Source organism: Streptomyces milbemycinicus (genome assembly GCF_002154605.1).
GTDB classification, from domain to species: domain Bacteria; phylum Actinomycetota; class Actinomycetes; order Streptomycetales; family Streptomycetaceae; genus Streptomyces; species Streptomyces milbemycinicus.
The window spans coordinates 1-535 of record NZ_MUNE01000728.1 but is presented as its reverse complement, the minus strand read 5'-3'; the positions used below and the strand labels follow the sequence as shown (position 1 = coordinate 535).

Sequence of the window (535 nt, the reverse complement as noted above, 5' to 3'; positions counted from 1 at the left end):
CCTTGTTGTAGTAGACGCCGAGCATGGCGGGGCTGGTGACGATGGCGGCGTAGCGCTTGCCGCCGATCATGCCCAGGCTCCGCTCGGTGTCGCCGAGCTTCGCCTCCCAGGGCTCTCCGTCGAGGGTGAGCAGATTCCGCTGCGGCTGGATGAAGGGGAGGGTGGAGATGCTGGGCTGCCAGAACATCAGGTCCGGCCGGTCGCCGGCGGCGAGCTTGGTCGGCACGTTCTGCTCGTAGGGGTCGGGGATGGGCTGGGTCTCGACCTTGGCGCCGGTGGCCTTCTCGAACGCCTCGATGACCTGCTTCGGGGCGTTGACCGTGTTCTGCGCGGTCCACATCGTCAGCTTGACGCCGTCGAGCCGGGCGGTGGGATCGACCTTCGTCTTGGCCGCGCCGCCCGTGTCGTCACCGCCCGCGGAGGTCGCGTCGCTGCAGGCGGTGGCGGTCAGGGCGGTGGCGCATATCAGGGCGAGGGCGGGGAGGACTCTTCTCATCGCGGTTCTCTGCCTCACTGCGTCGTCGGAGTGCGGGGG

Annotated in this window: 1 pseudogene; it reads right to left on the bottom strand. The window is 69.3% G+C overall.

The features are described 5' to 3' along the window. Window positions 1-496: pseudogene (locus CCN51_RS44195) on the bottom strand (ABC transporter substrate-binding protein); the annotation flags it as partial. Window positions 497-535: the final 39 nt, after the last annotated feature.